Genomic DNA, 21,216 nt, shown 5'->3' on the forward strand with positions numbered 1-21,216 from the left:
GGACTTAAGACCGGATCGTCCCGTCGCCGCGTACGATGTATTTGAAACTGGTCAATTGCTCTGCGCCAACCGGCCCGCGCGCATGCATTTTGCCGGTCGCAATTCCAATTTCGGCCCCCATGCCAAACTCACCACCATCTGCAAATTGCGTCGAGGCGTTGTGCATCAGGATTGCGCTATCCAATTCAGTCAAAAAGCGTTCAGCAGTTGTGGCATCTTCAGTCAGAATACAATCCGTATGATCAGAGCCATACTGACGAATGTGCGCCATTGCCTCATCCAGTCCCGCAACCGTCTTTGCCGCAATTTCCATATCAAGGAACTCATGGCCCCAATGGTCTGCCGTGGCCGCCTGTGTTCCCTCAATGCCCTGCAGGTTCATATCTGCATCAACGGTTACACCTGCTTGCAAAAGCGCGCGGATCACCTCGGCACCCAGACTATCTTTGACCTCTTCATGGATCAGCAAACACTCCGCAGCACCACAAATCCCCGTGCGGCGCGTCTTTGCATTAAGCACCACATCAAGTGTCTTTTGCGGGTCTGCTGCTTTGTCGATGTAGATATGCACAATGCCTTCAAGGTGGGCAAAAACGGGAACCCGCGCTTCGCGCTGCACAAGCCCCACCAAACCCTTTCCACCACGCGGCACGATCACATCGATATACTGCGTCATGCTGAGCATTTCTGAAACTGCCACACGGTCACGAGTAGGCACCAGTTGTACTGCATCCTCGGGCAAATTCGCATCACGAAGTCCCTGCTGAAGGGCCGCATGAATGGCGCGCGAGGAATGGAAACTCTCGGAGCCACCACGCAAAATAACGGCGTTACCCGCCTTCAAACACAGCGCACCTGCATCAGCCGTGACATTTGGCCGGCTTTCATAAATCACCCCAATGACCCCAAGCGGCGTACGCACGCGTGAAATATTCAGACCTGTGGGACGGTCCCACTGTGCGATGACTTCTCCGACAGGATCGGCCTGTTCCGCCACTGCGCGCAGGCTGTCTACGATGCCGCGAATGCGCTCTTCGTCCAACATCAAGCGATCCATCATCGCGGGGCTAAGGCCTTTGGTGCGACCGTATTCAAGATCAAGCGCATTGGCCTCAATCACCGCATCACGGGTCTTCCACAAAGTTTCAGAGGCCGAGATCAGCGCCGCGTGTTTCCGCTCAGCACTGGCGTTAGCCAAGGCAACGCTTGCGGCTTTTGCCCGTTGGCCGATGTCTTGCATCAATGCGGGAATTTCATGTGTATCGGTCATCTGTCTGTCCAATCTTTTGGCTTAAAGCGCCATATCGTCACGGTGGATCAATGCCGCGCGCCCTGCGTACCCGAGCAACCCCGCAATTTCAGCCGTCTTGTGGCCCTTCAAAACTGTGGCCTCCGTGCTGGTATAGCGGGTTAATCCCTGCCCCACATGCGCGCCTGAAGTATCAAGTATCTCAACTGGGTCGCCACGGCCAAATGTCCCGCTGACTGCCATAATCCCTGCAGGCAAAAGTGAGTTACCCGACCGCAGCGCCTTCGCAGCACCAGCATCAATCGTAACAGAGCCTTTGGGCATCATCGCAGCAATCCAACGGGTACGCGCACTTTGCGGGCTTTCTGTTGCATTAAACCATGTTGAGTTTGCGCCTTCTTCAAGCATCTTCAAAGGGTTGCGCGGCGTGCCTAATGTGATCGCCATGGCGCAGCCCGCATCCGTTGCCATCTTTGCAGCCATAAGTTTGGTCTTCATTCCGCCTTTGGATAACCCCGACAGGGCATCTCCGGCCATTGCTTCAATTTCGGGTGTAATTTCTTCAATCACATCAAACCTGCGCGCCGACGCGTCCGATTGCGGGTTCGCGGAATAAAACCCATCAACATCCGAGAGCAAAATCAACTGGTCTGCCCCGACAGTCACCGCCACTTGTGCGGCCAGCCGGTCATTATCACCGTACCGAATTTCGTCAGTTGCGATCGTATCATTTTCGTTAACGATCGGCACAACACCAAGGCTCAACAATTGTGACAGCGTTGCGCGCGAATTAAGATATCTGCGGCGGTCCTCAGAGTCCTCAAGCGTGACAAGCACCTGCCCCGTTTTGATACCTTGGGGGGCCAATGCCTCCTCATATGCGCGGGCCAGCCGGATTTGTCCCACAGACGCCGCGGCCTGAGACTGTTCAAGTGCCAACTCGCCAGCGGGCAACCCCAACACCTCACGGCCCAATGCAATCGAACCCGATGAGACCAAAACAACGTCCTTACCCAAGCTTTTGAGCCAAGCGACGTCTTGCGCCAAAGCCAACAACCACTCTGCGCGCAAAGTCCCGCTTTCACGGTCAACCAACAAGGCCGATCCGATTTTCAGAACAATGCGATTGGCCGCTGTTAAGGACGCCATGGTTCTTCCTCAGCACCAGCTGCGCGTTCGCGGGCACGGTCCGCTTCAATCTCGGCGCGTACTTTGCGAAGGACGGCATCAAGACCCTCACGGCTCACGCCTGACATCAGCATCACGGGACCACCGACCGCCTTTTCAAGATCAGCTTTCAGGTCGGCACGCTCTTCGTCATCGAGAGCATCAATTTTGTTTAAAACAGTCACGCGATCTTTCGCCGCCAGCTCACCACCGTAAGCTTCCAACTCACCGATGATCGTCTTGAAATCTTCAACCACAGTGTCAGACGTACCGTCGATCAGGTGCAACAGCACCGCACACCGCTCAACATGGCCAAGGAAACGGTCGCCAATGCCGCGCCCTTCAGATGCACCTTCGATCAAGCCCGGAATATCCGCCACGACATATTCAGCATTATCAATGCCGACCACACCAAGGTTCGGGTGCAGAGTGGTAAATGGATAATCCGCAATTTTTGGCCGCGCATTAGATGTCGCGGCCAAGAAAGTGGATTTACCGGCATTCGGCAGCCCCAAAAGCCCCGCATCAGCGATCAGTTTCAGGCGCAACCAAAGGGTCCGCTCAACGGCCTCCTGGCCGGGGTTGGCGCGGCGTGGCGCTTGGTTTGTTGATGATTTGAAGTGAAGGTTGCCGAAACCACCATTGCCGCCTTTGGCCAAAATGACCCGCTGACCAACCGCAGTCATGTCGGCAATGACAGTTTCCTGATCTTCATCCAGCACTTCGGTGCCGACTGGAACGCGCAAAATAATGTCATCACCGTCTGCACCCGTGCGCTGTTTCCCCATACCCGGAACACCGTTTTTGGCGAAAAAGTGCTGCTGGTAGCGGAAGTCAATCAAGGTGTTCAACCCATCGACACATTGCACAACGACATCACCGCCACGCCCGCCATCGCCGCCATCCGGACCACCATATTCAACAAATTTTTCACGGTGGAAGCTAACGGCACCGCCCCCGCCCGCGCCGGAACGGATGTAGACTTTGGCCAAATCGAGGAATTTCATATCATGTCCTTAGTGCAGCTTTGCGCCGCGAAACTTATTGAGGGGCGAGCCACCTCGTTAATCTGTCTTTAGCCACATTTGCGCAGGTATGTCCACGTCGGGACTGCTGCATCGCGGGCCACGCAAAAGACCTCAGCATCCCCAAGATACTGAAAGCCACAGTGGGTAAGTACTTTGCCACTGGCGGGATTATCTTGGAAGACTTGGCCGAAAAGCGTTTCAGCGCCCTGCGGGTTTACCTCCACAATGGCACCAAGAGCTTCGGACGCAAAACCAGTGTTCCAAAACGCAGGAGCAACCCAGTAGCCGATCTCGGATTGTCGGTCGTCCAGACGCTTTAGCGCGATCACACCCAAAACTTCGGCCAGCCCATGATCAGAGCCGTCCATGACCCAGATGTCATGCTCACTATTTTCGGCCAAGCCGCGGTCAATAAACGCCTTGGTAGCTCCGGGCGGCAGCGGATGAGGAATGGATTCAGTGTTGCGCGCTAAACGCTCGTCACTTGTATACATCTTGATCAAGCCACGATCAGAGGCCCGCAAGGGGCGCAAAACGAAACGATCACATAAAATGACGGATGCTTTTGTATCGACATTCATGACGATGACCTTTCGTGTATTCGCGCATAAAGCTGCGCTAAATTAGTGTCACGGAGATAAGTTGCAGAGCACTTAATGAGCCCGGATAAAGCACTGGCAATATGCAAGAATTGCAAAAGTAGTGTGACAAAAGAAAAGGGACCGGCCTAATGGCCGATCCCTTTAAATTTCTTAGGACGTCGGCTGTTTATTCAGCAGCTTCCGCGAGCGGAGTGACAGATACGAAAGTACGCTTTTTCAGACCCTTGTGGAACTGGATGTTACCTTCGACAGTCGCAAAGATTGTGTGATCTTTGCCCATGCCAACACCTTCGCCCGGCCACACTTTTGTGCCGCGCTGACGGATGATGATGTTACCTGGAATGACAGCTTCGCCGCCAAACTTTTTCACGCCCAAGCGACGTCCAGCGGAGTCGCGACCGTTGCGGGATGAGCCGCCTGCTTTTTTGTGTGCCATCTGGAATTACTCCTGTTCAGCTGCGAACTGTGTTGCTTGTGCAACCCAGTCGTCACGTTCGATACGGCCTTTGAACGACAGTTTGTCATCCATATAGGCAATCTCTTCTGCACCCCAACCGAGGATCTGGTCGAAGTGGAATACGCCGTTCTCGTGGAGAAGACCTTCCAATTTCGGACCTACACCAGAGATCTTTTTCAGATCATCAGCTTTGCCGCCGCGTGCTTCGGTAAGCAGGTTGCTTGGCTTGCTGCCAGTCGCGGCGTCAGCTTTTGCTTCTGCCTTGGCTGCTTTTGGAGCCGCTGCCTTCTTTGGCGCTGCTTTTTTCGCAGCAGGTGCTGCTGCCGCAACAGCCGCACCAGACACGGAACCCGCACCGATCGCAGCTTTTACACCAGTTTTGTCCGCGCCTTTTTCTAGCAACTCGGTTACACGAAGGAGCGTCAGTTGCTGACGGTGGCCCTTGGTGCGTTTTGAGCTGTGCTTACGGCGACGTTTGACAAAATTGATCGTCTTTTCACCTTTGATTTGGTCAATCACTTCTGCTTGTACAGCAGCGCCATCGACCAAAGGTGCGCCAACATTGGCACCGATCATCAGAATTTCGTTGAATTGAACGGTTTCACCCGCATCAGCAGCCAGCTTTTCCACACGCAGCACATCGCCGCTTGTGACTTTATATTGCTTGCCGCCGGTTTTCATAACCGCAAACATATGCGTCATCCTTGTCTAACCGCGTCATCAGGTCCCCCTTGGGGCGTTCACCGCAAAATTTGCGACCCTTAAACAGCGCGCCCCGATGTCGGGACTGTCATTAAAATAACCCGCACGCGGAATCCTCCCGCGACAGGAATGCCTCATATGCCTTCGTGAGGTTTATACGTCAAGGGTTAAAGGGCAGCGTGAAAAGACAGCAATTGCGCAGCTTGCCCCCGACGATCAAAGTTAAAGCTCTTCTGCCAACATATAACCGGCAACGCTTTGGCCCAACTCACGGCTTATGGCGACATACATTTGATCAAAGCTTTCGAACAGGGCCGCATTCATTGCGCGACCTTCAGCAGTGGCCATGATCTGCTCATAGGCATTCAGCCCCTCAACCCCAAGGGGTTGATACGCCATCAATAAATAAGAATAGAGCCACTCTTCTGTATTGGAGCGGATTTCAGGCTCTTGGGCCCAGACATCGGCCAAAATATCGCTCTCCGACATACGCGAGGATAACGCACCGCCATCAATCATGCCTGCATAAAATGCAAAGTTAGAATTGAGCGCGCCTGCTACGTTGGCCTCGACATAATCATTTGTTGCGACAAACGATTTTACGGCCGCGAGCATCGGATCATTCTCGGCCTCCCTGTCTTGATACTGCGCAATGGCACCCTCTTCTATCGCCTCATCAAGGAACGCTACACGCGCTGAATACTCCAGCTCTACAATGTCCTGACCCAAATCAGATTTGAAAAACGCCACAATGGGCCCCATGTCGCGGTCACCTAATGCGGCTACAAAAGTATCACGCATCCCGTCGATCATTTTGTCTTGATCGTAAACGCGGGCGACTTCGCTGGGCCATTCGGGAATACTGCGCCCCGGCATCATCTCGTCTCCAAGGGAGGCACCATAGGCCAGCCCTTCTTCACGCATAACAGAGATAATTTTGCCCAACTTCATAACGTCAAACAAAGCACTCGCCGAGCTTTGCTGCGCGAAACTGATGTTGGTCAGTGAGAATGTCAGGGCAATGGAAAGCGGCGCGACAAGGCTGCGGAAAATCATGAAGGCTCCTAAATCATATGTGTCAGTAAATATGATACGGGATCGGATTTTCCAGACCTTAAAACTTGCTGCGGAACAATTATCCGCACCAAACTTACTTACGCGGCGGCCGTGGGTGATGCTGTCTAAGCGATTTGCTCACGCAGGGCGATCACAGCCGCTTGGGTGCGATTTTTTGCGCCCATTTTGCTACAAATCCCGCGCATGTGCATTTTGATCGTCACTTCGGTCATTTCCATGTCACGTGCGATCTCTTTGTTGGACAGCCCCGCGCATACTTTCCGCAAGACCCGCAACTCATTCGCAGACATGCCGAAGTTAACCTCATCACCTGTTTCCGCCGCTGTGCTTAGAAAAGACGATGGCACAAAGACTTCACCCGAAGCCACCAAACGGATTGTGTTCAACAGTGATTTGAACGGTAAGGTCTTGGGGATATATCCTTTGGCGCCTACATCCAGCGCATCTTTTACATATGCATCAGAGGCACTGCCCGAGAAAATCACAATCGATGTTTTTGGAAATTTTTGGACAAGCGTCTCGATACACTCAAGGCCCTTCATGCCGGGCATATTCACGTCCAGCAGCACCACATCAAACGACTTTCCGCTTTCAAGGGTGGCTAGCGCGTCATCATAACTCGGGACAGGTGTGATATCAAAATCAGGCTGCGCTTCTATGAACGCCCCAATCATATCCCGCACAAGCTGATGATCATCTGCGATCAACACCGAAATGACCGAGCTATTCTCTGAACCAAACATCCGTAACGCGCCCCTACACTGAAGTATCACAAAGCAGTGATTACTATCTAATTGTATGCCGAGCAGATTGAAACAACACCAAGCCCACCCTTTCGGCAATTTATGATTGTCTAAGGATTATCTGTTATATCTTAAGATAGTATTAGGTTCTTTGAAACGATGTGTCAGACAGACACAGTGTTAAATAGCTATTACGAGGAGAGCGTGTAATGCTCCGAAAGTCTAACAAGTCGGTATCTAGTTTCAATCAAAGCCGCCGAAATCTGCTTCTATCTACACCATTTCTACTTGCCGCCACGCAGCTTGGCGCAAAGACCAGCCTTGCACAGCCAACCCAAGCCGCATTGCTGCGTGTTGATGGGGACATCGCGCTGACAAACGCAGGTGATGCTGCCGTCTTTGACGCGCAAATGCTTGATGCCCTTCCGCAAATCTCGTTTACCACATCAACAATCTGGACCGACAAGCCGCGCACGTTCTCTGGCCCTGCCCTGCTTGATGTACTCAAACACGTTGGCAGCGACATCGCGCAAGTCACAGCGACGGCGGCGAACAACTATTCTGTCGATATCCATCACGCACTTATCGAGGAACGTGCCCCTATCATCGCAAACCGTATCGATGGTGAAGCGTTCAGCATTCGGGAAAATGGTCCACTTTGGGTAGTGTTTCCCTATGATGAAGACCCGAAATATCGCACTGAACCGATCTATGCGGTGAGTGTTTGGCAACTGGAGCGACTGACTGTTACGCAGATTTAGACCCATGTTCCAACGTAACATCGAAGCAGTGCGGGCGGATGGCCGCGCCGTTCGCTCTGCTTTAGCGATCTCATTATGCTTGACTGTTTTGGGCATGGCTCTCGTCGGGTACTACTACACCGGACTAAAGGCATCTGCTGAGAAGTTTCGATACGCCACCTCTGACAATGTTACCTGGACGATCGTTCAGGTCGAGGTGGACTATCAAAACCTGCGCCTTGCGATTGCACGCGAGCTTGCAGAAACCGGCAACGCGGCGGTACGCACACGAAACACAATCGTCGCCGACCTTTCAGGTATCGATGCCACTCCAATCAAACGGGCTTTTGACATCTATTACAGCCGCGTGGACGCCAGTCGTTTCATTTACGAAGGTGCACTTTCTGGTGGGAACGGAGAACTCAGCGACATCATCACACGACTCTACCAAAGCAAAGAGGCAATGGCTGGGATCATAGACAGCTGGACCAGTCCAAGCCTCCCCGACCTGGAGCAGCTTCTTGCGATGGCAGACGCCTCCCAAAATGATGTCCGTCAATACGCTATCCAAGCGCTTCAGGTGCTGGTGAATGACGCCGCAGACGAGCGGAATGAGCACCTTGGCATGCTTCAAAACTACGCCAGTTTACTGATTTTGATCGTGGCCCTACTGCTTGGAATGCTGGCCGTGTCATGGGCGCTCCAGCGTCGCCTAAAAAGCAAAGCGGTCGTTACCGAACGCATTGCATATAACCTAAATCGCATCGTCGAAGCCAGCCAGGATGCTGTCGTTATTGCGGATGGATCAGGCTACATCAAACAATACAATGCCGCCGCCGAGAGCATTTTTGGCTACACCGAAACCGAAGCTTTGGGGCAACCTGTTCACGAGTTACTCATTCCCGAACAGTACCAAGCAGAATACTCCGAGCGCTTGCAATTTCTGTCCAACGGCGGCCAAGGCGAAGTCGTGGACAACGGACGGCACATCTTCAAAGTCCGCGACAAACGGGGCCGTGAATTTCCAGCAGAGACCACAATCGCGTCCAGCAAAGATGCCAATGATAATTCGTTGTTTATCGGCATTCTGCGCGATATTTCTGAGCGCATTGATAACGAAGAAAAGCTGCACGAAGCTGTGGATGCAGCCAAACGCGATGCTTTGGCAAAAGAACAATTTCTTGCTGTTATGAGCCACGAAATGCGCACCCCGCTGCAGGGCGTACTGGCAACTTTTGACCTTCTGGCGCATGATGAAGCAACGCAAGATTTGCGTGACTTAATTGGCTTGGGCAAGCGCTCAGGCATGAAAGCACTTGAACAGGTCAACAACACCCTTGAATTGGCCCGGCTCAGCGATTCAGAAAAAAGCGCGCAAGATGTGTCGCACGCGGACGCACTGAACCCGCAAGAGCTTGTGCAGCGGCTTGTGGACCTGCTGGAGCCTCTGCTGTTGAAGCAAGGAAACACCATCAGCTTTACGTCAAACTGGCCAACCCACCTGAACATTTTGGCCAATCAAAGCCTGTTGGAGTCCGTGCTTGAGAACCTGATGGCCAACGCGAATAAATTCACCGCAAACGGACGGATCTGCGTCGACCTTAACGGTCATACAGAAGGCGACAAAATCGACCTACGGATCACCGTAACAGATAACGGGATTGGCATTGCGCCCGAAAAAATCGACAGCATTTTTGATGACTTTGCAACGGGCGACGCGGGCTACACCCGCACTTCCGAGGGCACAGGGCTTGGTCTTGGCATCGTTAAACGTGCCACGGAAAAATTAGGCGGGCAAATCGCGGTTAAAAGCGCACCGCAAAAAGGAAGCGCGTTCACGTTTAGCGGCACATTCAAACATGTTCCAAGCGGTGATTTCACCTCTGCCGGTTCAGCGATAACGCCAGAAATAAGCGAGCATCGTGCCCCCAAAAACCGCAGTAACCCACATGTGCTGGTTGTCGATGATAATGCAACAAATCACACGCTGATCGGGCGAATGTTGGAGCGGCTTGAGTGCAGCTATGATTTTGCCGAAGATGGGCAAGAAGCTGTCGACAAATGCGCGATCACACAATTTGATTTAATCCTGATGGACCTCAGCATGCCGCGAATGAACGGCATTGAGGCGGCCCAAGTCATTCTAGGCAATCAAGTCCCCCAAGGACCGATTGTTTGCATCACCGCCCATAACGGCGGGGATATGCTGCAACAGGTGCTTGATGCGGGCATGAGTGACTATCTGATCAAGCCGATCAGGCTCAACAATCTGTCGCAACTTTTGGACAAGACCGTCTTTGCGGGACAGCAAGGACCAAACACTCCCCTACACGCCAAACCTGCGCGACCAGAGGCAGATTTGGACGCCCTAAGCGAGTTGCGCTCCACACTTGGCGCAGATCAAGCGCTGTCTATTTTGGCACAATTCGAGCAAACCACCCAAGAAGAACTGGCGGGCCTACGAGCCAGTTTAGGGACAACATCCGAACAACAAACAATAGCCACCATCCACAGCATGGCGGGCAGTGCTGCGATGATCGGCGCAACAGCGCTACACAAAACGCTGCTAGCCGCCGAAAACGAGCCTAAATTGATTGACGATACCCTGTTGGCGGAATGTCAGGGCTTGCTAGGATCGTTTTGCACCTACGCCCGCCAGCATTTCAAACCCACTGACAGAGAAGCTGCTGAATAGTTTTAGGACGCCTCGGCGTGATTACAACGTGCAGCGGCCAGCCCTGCGGCCAAGCGTTCACCACTAAGCGGCGCACGAAGCGTTGCATCTGCAATGGCACGGCGGTGACTGCCCAACTCATCATTCAGTACAGTGCGTGAAACGATAAGCACACTAGGATCAGGACACATGCGGCGGAACTTGATCAGCACGTCGACCCCAACATCTACGTCCGAAAATCCATCCAGATTAACGATCACAAATGATGACGTTGTGCTGATCATCTGCAGGTCGCGCATCAAGCTTGCAGTCGCGCAACTCATAACCGGAGAAAGGCCCGCTTGGCGTACCATGTCACGAACGGCCAAAATGTCGTTTTCATCAAAGCCGACGAGACAGGCATTCCCGCTTAACTGTCCACGCTCAAGGCCGGATACGAAATCAAGCGCAACAACATTGTCAGAGAAAGCTAACTTTTTGGCGTCTTTTGTCTGGCGTCCCCACATGGACTATTCACCTTTCACTCACGAGCAGGAAACGGCATGTTTCGTACCGCTTAGCCAAAAAAACATTAAGGTTAATAGTATCTTGAGAAGGCTCTCGAAGAACTGTGTCTTCGGAGGCTTTGATCATCTTAGGATGACAATTGTATCCGACGATAGATTTACCGCATCGCGGTAGAAGTCATTGCCTGACTGATCCCATGAAAGACCGATCCCGCAGAGGCACGCGGCGCATAAACGCGAACGCGATCGCTTGCCTCAATTAGTAAAAAACAGCCGGTATGATGGATGGAAACGCGGCTCGCATAGCCAGCTGAACGAGTTCGCATATCCACGTTACACACCAACTCAAGCACAGCTTCAACTTCGCCAGTCAGGTCAAAAGCGACCCAGCCGTCCGTCTGTTCCGTGATTGATGCCGTCTCTCCAAAACTGGCTTTCAGGCGGGCTGCGATGTCTTCAACGTCACAGAAATCCGCGCTGAACATCCACTGGTCAGGCCCCATCCAAAACGCACTGTAGATATCAGAGGCGAACCAAGCGGCCGGGTCCGGCGCATTGGCTCCCAAGAGATCCAGGATAACCGAATGACATGCTTCCTCAACACCAAGTCGCGCCGCAACGCTGGCAAGTGCAATACCCGGACGCTCCATAAGCTGGCACGACTGTGTGGCAAACACGGTAGGCTCAGCCAAACCAAAGGCTGTGATGGGTGCTAAATCATGCACGTTGGCGCTCTCCCTCTGGATCGACGAAATGCGGCGATACAACCTCAACATCGACGCTGGTTTTGGTCAGCGGGGAAACCAATCGCATGCGCTCCCCAATGCGCTCACTACCAGACTTGATAAACGCCAATCCGATCATGTTTCCAAGCGTGGGCGAATAGGCCGCGGACGTCACGTACCCCTGATCATGGGCCGCATCAACAGGGCCGTCCGCGTTCATAACATGCCCACCAGCTGTAATTTTATCCTTTGGATTAAGCGGTCTTAGACCAACCAAACGCAGACCATCCTCAGTGTTCAACCCAACCCGCTCGGACAGTTTTGAGCCAATGCTGTCTTTCGCCTTTGAGACCATACGGCCAAGGCCAAGATTTTGCGCCGTTGTCGTGCCGTTCAACTCATTACCTGCCGCATGACCCTTTTCGATCCGCATCACGCCAAGCGCCTCTGTGCCATATGGGGTAACATTGAATTCTTCACCCACATCCATCAATCGGCGCATCATTGCATCGCCGTAGCGCGCAGGTACGGCCAACTCAAACGCCAACTCACCCGAGAACGAAATCCGGAATAACCGCGCCCGCAGCCCGCCACACACGGTGATCGCACCGCATGCCATAAAGGGAAACGCATCGTTGCTGATGTCAAATTCAGCATCCACCACTTTTTGCAACAAGGCCCGCGCGTTTGGCCCCGCAATCGCATATTGCGCCCAACTTTCTGTTGTTGAGATTAATTGCACATCCAGATCAGGGCACAGGCATTGGCGCACAAATTCCATGTGCTGATAGACTTTTCCCGCATTTGCAGTGGTGGTTGTGACAACAAAGTGGTCCTCGGCCAGGCGTGCGGCAGTACCGTCATCCATGGCGATGCCATCCTCGCGCAGCATCAAGCCATACCGCGTCCGCCCGACCGCAAGTTTCGCAAAGCCATTGCAATAGACCTTGTTCAAAAACACAGCCGCATCGGTGCCCTGCACATCAATTTTGCCCAACGTCGTGCAATCACACACGCCAACAGAGCTACGCGTGGCAAGCACTTCGCGATCAACGCTTTGTCGCCAATGGGTCTCGCCCTCAATTGGAAACCACTGTGCACGTAGCCAATTGCCAACTTCAACAAACACCGCGCCACGCTCTTTGGCCCAGTAATGCGATGGCGTCAGACGCACCGGATGAAAGTCCTTACCCCGTGATCTACCCGCAAGGACCCCGATGGCCGTTGGCGTATAAGGCGGGCGAAACATTGTGGTGCCAACATCCGCAATGGGCTGGCGTGTCAGTTCGGCCATAACGGCCAAGCCGCCCATATTTGACGTTTTGCCTTGGTCCGTTGCCATCCCAAGAGTGGTATAGCGTTTCAGGTGTTCAACGGCGCGGAACCCCTCTTGGTGGCTAAGTTTGACGTCCTTAACGGTCACGTCATTTTGCTGATCTAACCACGCGCATTCGCAGCCTTGCACGTACCAAAACGCGGATTGCGTTACAGGGCGGTCATCAGCCTTGGGCAACGCAGATAAACTGCGTGGATCAATTTCTAACGCTTTGCATGCCGCATCAACACCCGAGTGCAAAGCCCCGTGGGTTGAAAGCATGCCGGCCGCAGCACCCGCGACGCTCATGTGTGGTGGCAAACTGGGGCTGGGAACAAACGCATTCAGCGCATCACTCCACACCGGCCGCGCCCCTTGGTGACTGGTCAGATGAACATTCGGGTTCCAGCCGCCGCTTACGCCAAGCGCACCCGCCTTCAGCCAGCGCGAGTGCCCATTGGCATCCCTAACTTGCACCGCGTTCAATCCAAGCCTGCTGCGGGTATCAGTGACTGTGGCGCCGGCGATGACCGAAAACTCATCCGAGGACGGCGCATCAGCACGCGTATCTACGACCGCGGCAATCGCAACACCTTGCCGGTGCAGATCAGCAGCAGTGCGATGTCCGTCATCATTACTGGTGAAAATTACTGCGTCCCGTGCAGCACAGACGCCCCACCTGTTGGCATAACTGCGCATTGCACCTGCCAGCATAACCCCTGGGCGGTCGTTGTTGTTAAAGGCAATTGGCCGCTCCGCAGCCCCCGCGCACAACACAGTATGCTTAGCATAAATGCGCCACAAAATTTGGCGTGACTGACCTTCGGCACTTGTGCGTAAATGATCAGTGACCCGCTCAACCGCACTGTAAATGCCGTGATCAAACGTGCCAATCACGGTCGTACGTGACATTACCCGCACATTGGAGAACGTGCCAAGATGCGCCACTTGGGACGCGGCCCAATCCGCGCCAGCCTGATCGCCAACAACCTCTTGCTCGCTGTTCAGCCGACCGCCCAATCGGAAATCTTCATCAGCGATGATGACCTCAAAACCAGCCTTGGCCGCTGTGAGCGCAGCCATCAATCCCGATGGGCCTGCGCCCACCACCAAGAGATCGCAATGACGAAACCCTTTGTCATAAACATCGGGGTCGGCAGCACCTGTCAGCGCCCCCAAACCTGCGGCTTTGCGAATAATGGGCTCGTAGATCTTTTCCCAAAACGCCGCCGGCCACATGAATGTTTTGTAATAAAACCCTGCGGTCAGAAAATTCGAAAACCGATCGTTGATCGCCATCGCATCAAAAGCGAGTGAGGGCCAACGGTTCTGAGACGTGGCCTCGAGCCCATCAAAAAGCTCGGCTGTGGTGGCGCGTGTGTTCGGCTCTTGGTAGGCGCCGCTGCGGAGCGCAACAATGGCATTGGGCTCCTCGGATCCGGCAGTTAAAGGCCCACGCGGACGGTGATATTTGAACGACCGCCCCATAAGGCGCACCCCATTGGCCAAAAGCGCAGAGGCCAGCGTATCACCGTGATAGCCCTGAAATTTTTTTCCGTCGAATGTGAACGAAAGCGGTTGGTTGCGGTCAATCTGCCCGCCGCTTAGACGGTTGATTTGCCCATGCGCTCTGCGGTGCGTGCCGTGGTTGGTCCCGTGATCCGCCATCATCCGTCGCTCCGTTTGCTGCCCATGCCGGCCACGTCGCTTACCAAGCCGCGTGCTACATCACGGGCCAATTCAACTTTGGTAATTTCATGGGTTACCGTGTTGCGCGTTACCACCAGCCAAGACCTGTCACCGCCCTCGTGAAACCACAATTCGCGGTGAAGGCCAGCAGGGTTGTCGCGCAAATATGCATAGTCATGCCAGTCCTTGGGCGCTGCCGTGTCGGGGTCAGGCCTGTTGAGCAAAGACGCGTCACCAAGGTACGTAAATTCAGCACTATCGCGCGGACCCAGAAGTGGATGGTCAATGATCATCAGTGCAAATTGGGCTGATTGCCCATCCCTTTTTCATCAATCATGTGCCCTGTCTCAAAGCGGTCAAACCGGTATGCCGTGGCCGTTGGGTGGGGGATGTCGCGTGCAAGCAAATGGGCAAACGCATAGCCCGAGGCAGGCGTTGCCTTAAAGCCCCCATAACACCAGCCACCGTTGAAATAGAGCCCGTCAATATGGGTTCGGTCGATGATGGGCGAGCCGTCCATGGACATGTCCATGATCCCCCCCCACATCCGCAAAAGCCGCGCGCGTCCGATCATGGGCATCAATGCCATACCACCTTCGCAGACATCCTCAACCACGGGCAAATTGCCCCGCTGTGCGTATGAATTGTAGCCATCGATGTCGCCACCAAAGACCAAACCGCCTTTATCCGATTGGCTAACGTAAAAGTGCCCTGCCCCAAACGTAATCACGCCCGGCAAAATGGGTTTGAGACCTTCGGACACGAATGCTTGCAACACATGGCTTTCGATAGGCAGGCGCATTCCTGCCTTGGACATCAACCGACCTGATGACCCTGCCACTGCACAGCCTACGCGGCCCGCACCGATAAACCCGCGAGACGTCTCAACACCAAGGCATTTGCCGTTCTCAATCCGAAACCCCGTTACCTCACAATTTTGCAAAATATCAACGCCATGGCTATCAGCTGATCGCGCATAGCCCCACGCCACTGCATCGTGACGCACCGTGCCGCCGCGCCGCTGCGCCAAGCCGCCTTTGATCGGAAAACGCGCATCGTCAAAATTGAGAAACGGATACTCTTTGCGAATTTGATCTGCATCCAGATACTCCGCGTCTGCACCGTTGAGGATCATGGCATTGCCGCGCCTGATGTAGGCGTCGCGCTGTGCATCGGAATGGACCAAATTCATGATCCCCCGTTGGGAGACCATGGCGTTGTAATTCAGGTCCTGCTCAAGGCCTTCCCACAGCTTCAGTGAAAACTCATAAAATGGCTCATTTCCATCAAGCAGATAGTTCGAGCGGATAATGGTGGTGTTGCGGCCCACGTTTCCGCCGCCAATCCAGCCTTTTTCAAGTACGGCAATCCGCTTTTGACCAAAGATTTTTGCCAGATAATGTGCGGTTGCAAGGCCGTGACCACCGCCCCCGATAATGACGATATCGTAATGGGACTGCGGCTCGGGATCGCGCCATGCGGGACGCCAACCTTTGTGGCCGGTCAGCGCCTCTTTGATGACTTTAAATCCTGAATACCGCATGTCTCTCCCGCATCATTCTGCTGTGTGGCTCGGCGTTTCTTTTGCCAGTCTTAACCGCGCAATATTTTCCCGCCAGCATCAAAAGGCGGCTCTGAAAGAATACGCGCTTTGTGTGGCTTGCCAAGCACCATGACGTCAACCTCGTCACCTGCGGTCACTCCTTTGACAAACCCAAGCGCCAACGACATCCCAACCGTATAACCATAAGCCCCGGAGGTAACCCGACCGATCCCCACACCGTCGTTGAAAATAGGCTCGCCGCCCGTAGCATCGGCGTTGGATGCAGTTACGTCCGCATCCTCAAGATGCAAAATAACCAGTTCTTCACGTGCAGGTTTTTCAAGGTTAGCAACTGCCGCTGATTTGTTCAGAAAGTCTTTCTCCAATTTGCAAAGCCGCTCCAGCCCAACTTCCTGGGGCCAATATTCAGGGCTGTACTCACGCGACCATGAACCATAGCCCTTCTCGATGCGCAGCGACATCAACGCACGGCTACCAACGGGGCGCGCACCAAGGTCTTGGCCCGCGGTAAGAAGTGCCTCGTAAAGCTTGGCCTGATCTTGCGTCTCACAGTGCAGCTCCCAGCCCAAATCACCAGTAAACGACACCCGCAGCGCCAACGCCCGCACACCTGCAATATCGAGCCACGCGGAGCGCATGAACGGGAAATCCTCAGTCGCCAGCGACGTGTTGGTCAGCCGCTGCAATAACTCGCGTGATTTGGGACCTGCTACGTTGAAGCCGCACATCTCAACAGTTTTGCTTTCAAACACGGTACCTTTAGGCAGCGGCACATCCGCGAAAAAACGTTTGTGATACCGCTCTGCCATGCCAGAACCAACAATCCAAAACTCATCTTCGGCCACGCGGGTCACGGTGAAATCACCCGCAATCCCGCCGCGTTTTGAGATCAGCGGCGTCAAACAAGACCGCCCAATTGAGCGAGGCATATTGTTGGCGAAAACCGCATTCAGCCAGCTTTCCGCATCCGGCCCCTTGCAGCGGTATTTGGCAAAGTTAGAGATATCAATGATACCCGCCGCGGCACGAAGCGCCTTGCATTCCTCTCCCACAGGCGCCCACCAATTTTGGCGGGTAAATCCGTTGGTGTCCGTGGCGCCGGGCTCTGCAGCGAACCAAAGCGGATGTTCCCACCCCGCGTTTAGGCCAAACACAGCGCCCATTTTCGTTTGGACATCATAGATCGGTCGCGTGCGCGCGGGCCGTCCTGCGCTTCGTTCCTCATTCGGAAAATGGATTGCGAAACGGTGTGCGTATTGATCTTGCACACGCGCTTTGGTGAAGGCTTTGCTGGCCCATGTGTCAAAGCGCGCCATGTCCCACGCAAACATGTCGTACTCTGTTTCGCCCTCAATCACCCACTGCGCGGCCATAAGCCCCATGCCACCTGATTGTGAAAAGCCCGGGATAATGCCGTTGCAGCAAAAATACCCCGGCACTTCGGGGACCGGCCCCATCAGCACATTACTATCTGGCGACCAGATCATTGGCCCGTTGATGACCCGTTTGATGCCCGCATCAGCAACCGCTGGCACGCGCTCAATCGCGTTCATCATGTTCTCTTCAATACGCTCAAGATCATCGGGGAAAAGATCATGGGCGAAATCAAGTGGTGTGCCTTCTTCGGCCCAGAACTTCATGTCCCGCTCATAAGCCCCAACCAGCAAGCCATTGCCCTCTTGGCGTAAGTAATATTCGCCGTCACGGTCACTGACCGACGGCAAACGCGCAGCAGATTGTTCAACATCGGCCATCGTCTCGGTTACGAAATACTGGTGCTCGGTAGGTTGTAATGGCAACTCGATCCCCGCCAATGCCGCCACTTCACGCCCCCACAGGCCCGCCGCGTTAATCACCCACGGTGTTGCAATATCACCTTTTGGCGTTTTGACGATCCATGTGCCGTTGCCTTGGGCTTCGGTCGCGGTTACTGGCGTGAAGCGGTGAATTTCAGCGCCACGTTTGCGCGCGCCAACCGCATAGGCGTTTGTCACGCCAGAAGGGTCCACGTTGCCGCCATCGGGTTCAAACATCACACAGCGGATGCCGTCATAATTCACCATCGGGTTCAGCTTTTTCGCCTCTTCGATGCTGACTTCGTAAAAGTTCATACCGTAGAGCTTGGCCTTGGCAGCTTGCAGTTTTAACTGGTGCTCCCGCTCTTCGGTTTGCGCCAGATAAAGCGAGCCGGGCTGAAAAATACCGCAACTTTGGCCCGTTTCTTCTTCCAGCTCTTTGTACAAATTCATCGTGTAGTGTTGAATGCGGCTGATGTTGGTGCTGTCGTGCAAGCCGTGAATGTTGGCCGCAGCGTGCCATGTTGAGCCTGACGTCAGCTCATCACGTTCCAGCAAAACAACATCGGACCAGCCAAGTTTGGTCAGGTGATACAAGATCGAACATCCGATTACGCCGCCGCCAATCACAACTGCCTGTGCTTGCTGTCTCATCTGAAGTCTTTCCGCAGCACTATTGGCCGCCCTTTAGTGTAGAATTTAGAAGTCCAAAAGCTTCATCCGGCCCCGCTCGGCCAGCCGAATATTAAGCACACCCGCTTCCGGGCCGCCCTTCTCAAGTGCAAAAATAAATGCATGGGTCAGATAGAAGTCCGCTGCGCGTTCATCACCGTTAGCCAAGGCATTCTCAGCCGCAAGCGTGTATAAACGCACCAGTTCCGCCGTGTTGCCTTGGGCGTGCGCCTCAAGCAAAGCCGCATCCAAAAGCAACGCATCGGTCACAAGGATTTCTGATGCGGACGCCAGAGGGGAAGCCCCCTCAGCCTGAGTCACATACCCCATCTTTACGCGCGCGCCTGTGAAATTTGTGATGCCACCCAATGGTGAAAGTTATGCGTCGGCCCGTCCATCACAGGTGAGAAACGTCCGCCGTCAAACATCTGTCCGTGACGCCCCCGCTGCATGCCCTCAACCACAAAGATGTCTTCCTCGAACACCTCTTTCCACATTTTGGCATTGGTGGTGCGCAGCTCGTTACATTCAGGCGTGTCAGCCTCGGAAGCGGCGTAGTAAAGCTCGATGTGCTCAACCGTGTTGCCGCAATCAACGGGTTCCAAAACGATAGCAAAACTATGATCGCGCTGCGCCCCCAGCAAAACATTCGGATAAACAGCGATATATTCAGCACCCTCGTCCCATTTGGAGCTAAGATCGGCAAAATCAGGAAGCGTCTGCCCTGCCTCATTACGCAATTGACGGTAGACCAAAGTCCCTTGGCCAGAATATTTGCCGCGCTCTTCGATGTTGTAATGATCTTCAAGGCGCGAGTAACTGTTCAGGCCCGGATGCACCCACGGCAGGTGATAACTTTCGCAGTAGTTCTCAACGGCTAGCTTCCAGTTGGTTTTGACATTCAACTGAAACGATGCGGCCTCTCCCCCGTGGTAAAGTGGGCCGTCAAATTCGGACCAGCGCGCCATAAGATCTTGGTGGACCTCTTCAAAAGGCGCGGCATTTCCATCGATATTCACGAAAACAACATCGCGCCACACGAATGAGCGCACTTTGAACAACCCAAGTTCCTCCATATTCACGTCTTCATGTGTACTTTGCGCAGGTCCACCAACATGGGGCGTGGCACGCAGCGCACCGTTCAAGCCGTAACACCAACTATGATAGGGACAGCGAATAGCGCCGCGAATTTTCTGCGCCTCTTCCACCAAAATCATCCCGCGGTGGCGGCAAGTATTTTGAAAAACCCCAAGCGAGCCATCACGGTCACGGACCATCAACAGCGGCATGCCCATGAACGTGATCGGCTTTGCGTCACCGGCTTCTGGCACGTCTTTGCCAAAACCGATGCCCGACCAATTGGCAAACAAGACGGCTTGTTTTTCTTCATTAAAAACGGCCGGATCAATGTAGTGGGCATTTGGCAGGCCATTGGCCTTGTTCACGTCTGTCATCACTGAAGACAATGAGGTCTGTTCGTTCATCGCAAATCCCCCCGAAGCGATCACTACTTGAGGTTCATTTGGGGCAATCACCGCGCGGCGTTCAATATCTGAAATGCTCACCCTTAGGTGAGCTTAATTCACTCGAAAGCTATTTACCCTCGGATGATTTAATCTCATCCAAAAGCCACGTCTTTAATACAAGCGCATCCGCTGTTTGCTGGGCATCAGCACGCCCCAGCAGGTAAAACTTCTTGGGTGCAGGCAAGGACGCATCCCCAAGCACAACCAAGCGGCCGGATTGAAGCGCAGGATCAATAAGACGTCTCCACCCAAGCGCCACGCCCGCACCTTTGCGCGCCAACTGCAATGCAACCGCATAGCTTGTGACCTGCGGTCCCGCGCCTACTTTGCCGTGATGACCCAAAGCCGCAAACCAATCCGCCCAGTTCGTCCAACTTCTGTCCGCGCTTTTCAAATGTATCAGCCGCATCGCAGCAATGTCAGACAGGCTCACGCCACTTAGGCTTTGCGCCAATTCAGGCGAGGCAACAGGAACCAATTGATCACGGTAAAGGGCCGTATGATCAAGCCCGCTGTCTTTATCTTTGCCGTATCTTATAAAAAAATCCAGCTCATCCATCACCGAAAACGGGCGGTCGTTCGAGATTTGATTTACGTTAATATCGGGAAAATCACGCCAAAATCGAATAATCGAGGGCGACAGCCACAGCCCCGCTACCGCAGTGGTTGAACCGACTGTGACATAGCGTGTGATGTCGCGCTGGCGGATGTCTTCGAGGCACCGAGACACCCTTAGAAACGACGTTGCTAACGCCTCAAAAAGCGCCAAACCATCTTCGGTCAATTCAACCCCGCGGTGTTGGCGACGAAAGAGCGGCGCGCCGAGGTCGGCCTCGAGTGATTTGATCTGATGGCTAACTGCACCCGGTGTCACCCCAAGTTCATGGGCCGCGTGCTTAAAGCTGAGATGCCGCGCTGCCGTCTCAAAAACCGAAAGGCTTGTGAGCGCAGGTAAATTATATTGGCGACGTGACATAAGCGGCA

19 protein-coding genes are annotated in these 21,216 nt (G+C 53.9%); 2 read left to right on the forward strand and 17 right to left on the reverse strand.

The genetic code is table 11. The annotated features are described in order from the left end of the window. Positions 1 to 4: 4 nt before the first annotated feature. The 8 genes from NeNHUV3_RS02410 to NeNHUV3_RS02445 all read right to left on the reverse strand — a co-directional run bounded on the left by NeNHUV3_RS02410 (position 5) and on the right by NeNHUV3_RS02445 (position 7,025). Complete coding sequence (locus NeNHUV3_RS02410) at positions 5 to 1,270, reverse strand: glutamate-5-semialdehyde dehydrogenase (RefSeq protein ID WP_391482244.1); 1,266 nt, start codon at positions 1,268 to 1,270, stop codon at positions 5 to 7. A 21-nt stretch (positions 1,271 to 1,291) separates the two neighbouring features. Continuing rightward, on the reverse strand, positions 1,292 to 2,398 hold the full coding sequence (gene proB, locus NeNHUV3_RS02415; RefSeq protein WP_391482246.1) for a glutamate 5-kinase: 1,107 nt from the start codon (positions 2,396 to 2,398) through the stop codon (positions 1,292 to 1,294). Continuing rightward, a complete protein-coding gene (gene obgE, locus NeNHUV3_RS02420) occupies positions 2,386 to 3,423 on the reverse strand; it encodes a GTPase ObgE (protein WP_391482248.1) in 1,038 nt (345 codons plus the stop codon). Before obgE ends, proB begins: the two co-directional genes overlap by 13 nt. Before the next feature lie 68 nt (positions 3,424 to 3,491). Continuing rightward, the gene (locus tag NeNHUV3_RS02425; RefSeq protein WP_391482250.1) at positions 3,492 to 4,025 is read right to left on the reverse strand and encodes a GNAT family N-acetyltransferase; all 534 of its coding nucleotides are present in this window, start codon (positions 4,023 to 4,025) and stop codon (positions 3,492 to 3,494) included. A 187-nt stretch (positions 4,026 to 4,212) separates the two neighbouring features. Further along, the gene (rpmA, locus tag NeNHUV3_RS02430) at positions 4,213 to 4,482 is read right to left on the reverse strand and encodes a 50S ribosomal protein L27 (protein WP_048597681.1); all 270 of its coding nucleotides are present in this window, start codon (positions 4,480 to 4,482) and stop codon (positions 4,213 to 4,215) included. Between the two features lie 6 nt (positions 4,483 to 4,488). Then, on the reverse strand, positions 4,489 to 5,196 hold the full coding sequence (locus NeNHUV3_RS02435) for a 50S ribosomal protein L21 (RefSeq protein WP_048597682.1): 708 nt from the start codon (positions 5,194 to 5,196) through the stop codon (positions 4,489 to 4,491). A gap of 231 nt (positions 5,197 to 5,427) precedes the next feature. Continuing rightward, positions 5,428 to 6,261: a DUF2059 domain-containing protein gene (locus tag NeNHUV3_RS02440; RefSeq protein ID WP_391482252.1), complete on the reverse strand. Its 834-nt coding sequence runs from the start codon at positions 6,259 to 6,261 to the stop codon at positions 5,428 to 5,430. 125 nt (positions 6,262 to 6,386) lie between these two features. Continuing rightward, entirely contained in the window at positions 6,387 to 7,025 is a 639-nt protein-coding gene (locus tag NeNHUV3_RS02445) for a response regulator (RefSeq protein WP_391482254.1), read from the reverse strand. A 209-nt stretch (positions 7,026 to 7,234) separates the two neighbouring features. On the opposite strand from NeNHUV3_RS02445, the gene NeNHUV3_RS02450 reads away from it, so the two are divergent. Together NeNHUV3_RS02450 and NeNHUV3_RS02455 are read left to right on the forward strand one after the other, a co-directional pair. Continuing rightward, the gene (locus NeNHUV3_RS02450; protein ID WP_391482256.1) at positions 7,235 to 7,786 is read left to right on the forward strand and encodes an oxidoreductase; all 552 of its coding nucleotides are present in this window, start codon (positions 7,235 to 7,237) and stop codon (positions 7,784 to 7,786) included. A 4-nt stretch (positions 7,787 to 7,790) separates the two neighbouring features. Next, positions 7,791 to 10,460 (forward strand): response regulator, encoded by a 2,670-nt coding sequence (locus NeNHUV3_RS02455; RefSeq protein WP_391482258.1) that lies wholly within the window; start codon positions 7,791 to 7,793, stop codon positions 10,458 to 10,460. A 2-nt stretch (positions 10,461 to 10,462) separates the two neighbouring features. On the opposite strand, the gene NeNHUV3_RS02460 is transcribed toward NeNHUV3_RS02455, so the two are convergent. From NeNHUV3_RS02460 to NeNHUV3_RS02500, 9 genes are all read right to left on the reverse strand, one after another. Continuing rightward, a complete protein-coding gene (locus NeNHUV3_RS02460) occupies positions 10,463 to 10,945 on the reverse strand; it encodes a hypothetical protein (protein ID WP_391482259.1) in 483 nt (160 codons plus the stop codon). Between the two features lie 158 nt (positions 10,946 to 11,103). After that, positions 11,104 to 11,670 carry a sarcosine oxidase subunit gamma gene (locus tag NeNHUV3_RS02465; protein WP_391482260.1) on the reverse strand — a complete coding sequence of 189 codons (567 nt, stop codon included), beginning with the start codon at positions 11,668 to 11,670 and terminating at the stop codon, positions 11,104 to 11,106. Beyond that, positions 11,663 to 14,656 carry a sarcosine oxidase subunit alpha family protein gene (locus tag NeNHUV3_RS02470; RefSeq protein ID WP_391482262.1) on the reverse strand — a complete coding sequence of 998 codons (2,994 nt, stop codon included), beginning with the start codon at positions 14,654 to 14,656 and terminating at the stop codon, positions 11,663 to 11,665. The genes NeNHUV3_RS02465 and NeNHUV3_RS02470 overlap by 8 nt, the downstream gene beginning before the upstream one ends. Next, a complete protein-coding gene (locus NeNHUV3_RS02475) occupies positions 14,653 to 14,967 on the reverse strand; it encodes a sarcosine oxidase subunit delta (protein ID WP_391482263.1) in 315 nt (104 codons plus the stop codon). The genes NeNHUV3_RS02470 and NeNHUV3_RS02475 overlap by 4 nt, the downstream gene beginning before the upstream one ends. Beyond that, positions 14,967 to 16,217, reverse strand: coding sequence for a sarcosine oxidase subunit beta family protein (locus NeNHUV3_RS02480; RefSeq protein ID WP_391482265.1), 1,251 nt, complete (start codon positions 16,215 to 16,217; stop codon positions 14,967 to 14,969). Before NeNHUV3_RS02480 ends, NeNHUV3_RS02475 begins: the two co-directional genes overlap by 1 nt. Before the next feature lie 50 nt (positions 16,218 to 16,267). Beyond that, on the reverse strand, positions 16,268 to 18,688 hold the full coding sequence (locus NeNHUV3_RS02485; protein WP_391482266.1) for an FAD-dependent oxidoreductase: 2,421 nt from the start codon (positions 18,686 to 18,688) through the stop codon (positions 16,268 to 16,270). Between the two features lie 45 nt (positions 18,689 to 18,733). Then, entirely contained in the window at positions 18,734 to 19,036 is a 303-nt protein-coding gene (locus tag NeNHUV3_RS02490) for a hypothetical protein (protein WP_391482268.1), read from the reverse strand. Between the two features lie 2 nt (positions 19,037 to 19,038). Further along, positions 19,039 to 20,190, reverse strand: coding sequence for an aromatic ring-hydroxylating dioxygenase subunit alpha (locus NeNHUV3_RS02495; RefSeq protein WP_391482270.1), 1,152 nt, complete (start codon positions 20,188 to 20,190; stop codon positions 19,039 to 19,041). Positions 20,191 to 20,299: 109 nt separating this feature from the next. Then, complete coding sequence (locus NeNHUV3_RS02500) at positions 20,300 to 21,208, reverse strand: LysR substrate-binding domain-containing protein (protein ID WP_391482271.1); 909 nt, start codon at positions 21,206 to 21,208, stop codon at positions 20,300 to 20,302. Positions 21,209 to 21,216 lie beyond the last annotated feature (8 nt).

The organism is Nereida sp. NH-UV-3, assembly GCF_042939535.1.
Taxonomy (GTDB): Bacteria; Pseudomonadota; Alphaproteobacteria; order Rhodobacterales; family Rhodobacteraceae; genus Nereida; species Nereida ignava.

Coding starts and splice junctions, on each gene's coding strand:
- NeNHUV3_RS02410 (WP_391482244.1), bottom strand. CDS start 1,270: ATGACCGATACACATGAAATTCCCGCATTGATGCAAGACATCGGCCAA.
- proB (WP_391482246.1), bottom strand. CDS start 2,398: ATGGCGTCCTTAACAGCGGCCAATCGCATTGTTCTGAAAATCGGATCG.
- obgE (WP_391482248.1), bottom strand. CDS start 3,423: ATGAAATTCCTCGATTTGGCCAAAGTCTACATCCGTTCCGGCGCGGGC.
- NeNHUV3_RS02425 (WP_391482250.1), bottom strand. CDS start 4,025: ATGAATGTCGATACAAAAGCATCCGTCATTTTATGTGATCGTTTCGTT.
- rpmA (WP_048597681.1), bottom strand. CDS start 4,482: ATGGCACACAAAAAAGCAGGCGGCTCATCCCGCAACGGTCGCGACTCC.
- NeNHUV3_RS02435 (WP_048597682.1), bottom strand. CDS start 5,196: ATGTTTGCGGTTATGAAAACCGGCGGCAAGCAATATAAAGTCACAAGC.
- NeNHUV3_RS02440 (WP_391482252.1), bottom strand. CDS start 6,261: ATGATTTTCCGCAGCCTTGTCGCGCCGCTTTCCATTGCCCTGACATTC.
- NeNHUV3_RS02445 (WP_391482254.1), bottom strand. CDS start 7,025: ATGTTTGGTTCAGAGAATAGCTCGGTCATTTCGGTGTTGATCGCAGAT.
- NeNHUV3_RS02450 (WP_391482256.1), top strand. CDS start 7,235: ATGCTCCGAAAGTCTAACAAGTCGGTATCTAGTTTCAATCAAAGCCGC.
- NeNHUV3_RS02455 (WP_391482258.1), top strand. CDS start 7,791: ATGTTCCAACGTAACATCGAAGCAGTGCGGGCGGATGGCCGCGCCGTT.
- NeNHUV3_RS02460 (WP_391482259.1), bottom strand. CDS start 10,945: ATGTGGGGACGCCAGACAAAAGACGCCAAAAAGTTAGCTTTCTCTGAC.
- NeNHUV3_RS02470 (WP_391482262.1), bottom strand. CDS start 14,656: ATGATGGCGGATCACGGGACCAACCACGGCACGCACCGCAGAGCGCAT.
- NeNHUV3_RS02475 (WP_391482263.1), bottom strand. CDS start 14,967: ATGATCATTGACCATCCACTTCTGGGTCCGCGCGATAGTGCTGAATTT.
- NeNHUV3_RS02480 (WP_391482265.1), bottom strand. CDS start 16,217: ATGCGGTATTCAGGATTTAAAGTCATCAAAGAGGCGCTGACCGGCCAC.
- NeNHUV3_RS02485 (WP_391482266.1), bottom strand. CDS start 18,688: ATGAGACAGCAAGCACAGGCAGTTGTGATTGGCGGCGGCGTAATCGGA.
- NeNHUV3_RS02490 (WP_391482268.1), bottom strand. CDS start 19,036: ATGGGGTATGTGACTCAGGCTGAGGGGGCTTCCCCTCTGGCGTCCGCA.
- NeNHUV3_RS02495 (WP_391482270.1), bottom strand. CDS start 20,190: ATGAACGAACAGACCTCATTGTCTTCAGTGATGACAGACGTGAACAAG.
- NeNHUV3_RS02500 (WP_391482271.1), bottom strand. CDS start 21,208: ATGTCACGTCGCCAATATAATTTACCTGCGCTCACAAGCCTTTCGGTT.